Origin of the sequence: Pseudomonas sp. P7758, assembly GCF_013386485.1 — a bacterium.
GTDB lineage: Bacteria > Pseudomonadota > Gammaproteobacteria > Pseudomonadales > Pseudomonadaceae > Aquipseudomonas.
Genome location: NZ_JACARS010000067.1, coordinates 1 through 3,995, shown reverse-complemented (window position 1 = coordinate 3,995; position 3,995 = coordinate 1). Strand labels below are relative to the sequence as shown.

The window sequence follows — 3,995 nt, the reverse complement described above, 5'->3', positions numbered from 1 at the left end:
GCCCGCTCCCACACTGGATCCTCGCTGTTTGTCAGACCGCCGCAAACCGCTTGTCGAGGTAATCGATGATCACCTTGGAGTCGTACATCCAGGTGGTCTGGCCGTTCTCTTCGATGCGCAGGCATGGCACCTTGATCTTGCCGCCTTGCTCCAGCAGGGTCTGGCGGTCCTGCTCGTTGTTCTTCGCATCCTTCAAGGCCACCGGCACGTTCAGGCGGTGCAGGGTGCGGCGGGTCTTCACGCAGAACGGGCAGGCGTGGAATTGATACAGGGTCAGGTCCTTGGCCGCTGCGTTCACCTGCGCCTGTTGTTCGGCAGGGCGCTGCTTTTTGCGCGGACGGGTCAGGAAGTCGCCGGCGATGATGACGTGGCCGAGGCCCACTCGAAGTGCTTTGACGAACATGGCTGAAACCTCTTGCCCTAGACTTAAGGGGGCGCAGCTTACCTGATTTTTCACAGGCGAAAAAAAACCGGCGATGAACGCCGGTTTTTCCAGGTGCCGCGTATTACTTGATCAGGCTGAGAAACTCGCTGCGGGTCGCCGCGTTTTCGCGGAACTCACCCAGCATCACCGACGTGATCATCGACGAATTCTGCTTCTCCACACCGCGCATCATCATGCACATGTGCTTGGCCTCGATCACCACTGCAACGCCCAGGGCGCCGGTGACCTGCTGGACCGCATCGGCGATCTGGCGGCTGAGGTTTTCCTGGATCTGCAGGCGGCGGGCATACATATCGACGATACGCGCGACCTTCGACAGGCCCAGCACTTTGCCGCTCGGGATATACGCGACGTGAGCCTTGCCGATGAACGGCAGCAGGTGGTGTTCGCACAGCGAGTACAACTCGATGTCCTTGACCAGCACCATTTCGCTGTTGTCAGAGCTGAACAAGGCACCGTTGGTGACTTCTTCGAGGGTCTGTTCATAACCGCGGCAGAGATACTGCATGGCCTTGGCGGCACGTTTTGGCGTGTCGAGCAGGCCCTCGCGGGAAACGTCCTCGCCGAGTTGGCCGAGAATCGCGGTGTAATTCTGTTCCAGGGACATGAAACTACCTAGTTGGATTTTCGCAAAGGGCAAGGGTACGGCGGCCAACACATCGCTGCAAGCCTGACGATGGCACTTGTTACTCGTCGCGGCCTTCCATCATGGTGCGCTTGAGCATCACATACACCGCCCCAGCGCCGCCGTGACGTGGCTGGCATGAGGTAAAACCCAGCACCTGGGAGTGCTGGCGCAACCAGGTGTTGACGTGGCTTTTGATCATCGGCCGCTTGCCGTCCAGGCGCACGGCCTTGCCGTGGGTGACGCGCACGCAGCGGATTTCGAATTTGGTGGCTTCGGCGAGGAACGCCCAGAGGGTTTCGCGGGCTTTTTCGACGGTCATGCCGTGCAGGTCGAGACTACCCTCGAACGGGATCTGGCCGACCTTGAGCTTGCGCATCTGGCTTTCCTGCACGCCGTCGCGGGCCCACATCAACTCGTCTTCGGGACCTACATCGATAACGAATTGATCCGACAGGCCGTCCACGGTGGTGGCGTCCGTGCGCACGGTCGCGGCCTGGCGCAGCTTGGCGATCTGGGCGCGATCGGTCTTGGGTTTGCCGGTGTCGGCGCGATCATGCTTGATCGGCTTGACGCCGCGCAGCTCGTTCTTGAATAGGGAAAAATCGTCGTCTTGCATGTCAGCCTCCGCGAAGGGCGGGCAGTTTACCTAATCGCGGCGGCTTGATGCGCAACAAACGCTATCTGTACGCCATCAGTCGTGCTTTTTCATCAGGTGCGAAGCGATGTTCAGTGACAGCGGTTGGCGCATGCGCCGACGGCAACGGCGCCACAGCCATACGCCGAACCACAGCACCAGCAGGCCGATGACCAAGAGTATTGCAGAACCGCCAGGGCTGGCATTCAGCTCGCCCAGGGCCGGTGAGTGTCCAACCAAACCAGCGCCGCCAGCAATTGCCAGTAGTACGCCACCTATCGCCAACAGCGCGGCAAAGCCGGCGCCGATGCGCAGACGCCAGTTGCTCGGGCCCTTGGGGCGCAAGCGACGAGCATCAAAACCATCGGATATCTTCATTCCGACCTTTCCTCCAGGGTATCGGCCCTTCGACCGGAAGATACACAGGTTGTTCCGGGTACAGAGGCAATTGCAGCAAATGACAGGTATTTGCGGATGAGCGGGCGGCTACCCGCTCATCGAAGGTCGATCAGATCAGATCTTTGGTCAAGGCGAGGGTGGCGAAGTTGTCAGCCATGATGGCCATTTCAGTCTGCTGCACGTGGTCGGCGCTGAGGATGCCGCCCTTGTAAGGCAGGTCGCGGGTGGCGCAGGCGTCTTCCACCAGGGTGCAGCGAAAGCCCAGGTTTTTTGCCGCACGCACCGTGGTGCTGACGCTGGAGTGGCTCATGAAGCCGCAGACGATCAGGTCCAGGGAACCGAGGTCTTGCAGGTGTTTCTCCAGGCCGGTGCCGTGGAAGGCGCTGGGCAGCAGCTTGCCGATGATGGTTTCGTCGGCCTGTGGCTCAAGGCCAGGAATGAACTCACCGCGCTCGCCCTGAGGGTCAAACAACCCGCCGACAGTGCCCAGGTGGCGCACATGCACGATCGGGCGCCCGGCGTTGCGCGCGGCAGCCGCCAGTTGCTTGATATTTTCGACAGCAGCGTCCATGCCCGAGAGGGCGAGGGGACCACTGAGGTATTCCTTCTGGGCGTCGATGATCACGAGGGTCGCATGGTTCAGGTTCGCCGCTGCGTAACCACGACCGCTGAGTTGAAACATCGTCTTTGGAACGGACATTCTGGGGCTCCTGTGAGTGGGGCTTTTGTGACATTGTCCTCTGGCTGAGCGCTTCTGTGAATCGCTACCATCGTAAGGTACGCCGTTGTTGGCGTGCAGCGATGTCAATAGGGCACTACGTTTAGGCAAAAACCACGTTTAAGATGAAATCCGACGTGCGGCAAAGGGTTTTTTCGTACATCGTCGGTACAGCTTAAGACTGTTAGAATCGCCGGTCGTTTTTTCCAGGAGCTTGCCCCCGTGATCACTTCCCGCCTGCGCACCTTGCGCGACCACATCCGATGGGCCGTCAGCCGTTTCCATGGGGAAGACCTGTTTTTTGGCCATGGCACCGACAACGCCTGGGACGAAGCCCGGCAACTGGTGCTCGGCGCCTTGCACCTGCCATGGGAAATTGCCGACAGTTACCTGGATTGCAACCTGGAAGAAGAGGAAATCTCCCACGTGCAACGGTTGCTGCACCGCCGTATCCACGAGCGTGTGCCGACCGCTTACCTGTTGAAGGAAGCCTGGTTCTGCGGCATGTCGTTTATCGTTGATGAGCGTGTATTGATTCCCCGCTCACCGATTGGCGAACTGATCGAAAACCGCTTCGAACCGTGGCTGGGCACACCGCCGGCGCGCATTCTGGACCTGTGCACCGGTTCCGGTTGCATCGGTATTGCCTGCGCCTACGAGTTCCAGGACGCCGAAGTGGTACTGGGCGACCTGTCCTTCGAAGCGCTGGAGGTGGCCAACCAGAACATCGAGCGCCATGGCGTCGATGAGCGCGTGTATACCGTTCAGGGCGACGGCTTTGATGGTTTGCCGGGCCAGCGTTTTGACCTGATCGTGTCCAACCCGCCGTATGTCGACGCCGAAGACTTTGCCGACATGCCGGATGAATACCAACACGAGCCGGAGCTGGGCCTGGCCTGCGGTGACGACGGCTTGAACCTGGTTCGGCGGATGCTGGCCGAGGCGGCAGATCACTTGACCGAGAAGGGCCTGTTGATTGTCGAGGTGGGCAACAGCCAGGTTCACGTCGAGGCGTTGTACCCCGAAGTGGACTTCGCCTGGCTGGAGTTCCAGCGCGGCGGGCATGGCGTGTTCATGTTGACGGCCGAGCAGTGCCGGGCGCATCAGGCGGTGTTTGCCGCCAGGGTTTAACCGCTTCCAAGTGGGTAACGCGGTCAGTGTGGGAGCGGGC

At 60.3% G+C, this 3,995-nt stretch carries 6 protein-coding genes; 1 reads left to right on the top strand and 5 read right to left on the bottom strand.

Translation table 11 applies throughout. From position 1 onward, the window contains the following. Positions 1–31: 31 nt before the first annotated feature. From HX873_RS14590 to HX873_RS14570, 5 genes are all read right to left on the bottom strand, one after another. Positions 32–403: a glutathione S-transferase N-terminal domain-containing protein gene (locus tag HX873_RS14590; protein WP_063031984.1), complete on the bottom strand. Its 372-nt coding sequence runs from the start codon at positions 401–403 to the stop codon at positions 32–34. A gap of 103 nt (positions 404–506) precedes the next feature. Continuing rightward, complete coding sequence (gene folE, locus HX873_RS14585) at positions 507–1,052, bottom strand: GTP cyclohydrolase I FolE (protein WP_003204506.1); 546 nt, start codon at positions 1,050–1,052, stop codon at positions 507–509. Between the two features lie 79 nt (positions 1,053–1,131). Further along, positions 1,132–1,689, bottom strand: a complete 558-nt coding sequence (locus HX873_RS14580) for a Smr/MutS family protein (protein WP_003213135.1) — start codon at positions 1,687–1,689, stop codon at positions 1,132–1,134. Between the two features lie 75 nt (positions 1,690–1,764). After that, the gene (locus tag HX873_RS14575) at positions 1,765–2,085 is read right to left on the bottom strand and encodes a hypothetical protein (protein WP_003213133.1); all 321 of its coding nucleotides are present in this window, start codon (positions 2,083–2,085) and stop codon (positions 1,765–1,767) included. Positions 2,086–2,215: 130 nt separating this feature from the next. Continuing rightward, positions 2,216–2,806 (bottom strand): cysteine hydrolase family protein, encoded by a 591-nt coding sequence (locus HX873_RS14570; RefSeq protein WP_008433198.1) that lies wholly within the window; start codon positions 2,804–2,806, stop codon positions 2,216–2,218. 240 nt (positions 2,807–3,046) lie between these two features. Here HX873_RS14570 and prmB point away from each other — a divergent pair, with 240 nt between their 5' ends. After that, positions 3,047–3,955, top strand: coding sequence for a 50S ribosomal protein L3 N(5)-glutamine methyltransferase (gene prmB, locus HX873_RS14565; protein ID WP_003213129.1), 909 nt, complete (start codon positions 3,047–3,049; stop codon positions 3,953–3,955). Positions 3,956–3,995: the final 40 nt, after the last annotated feature.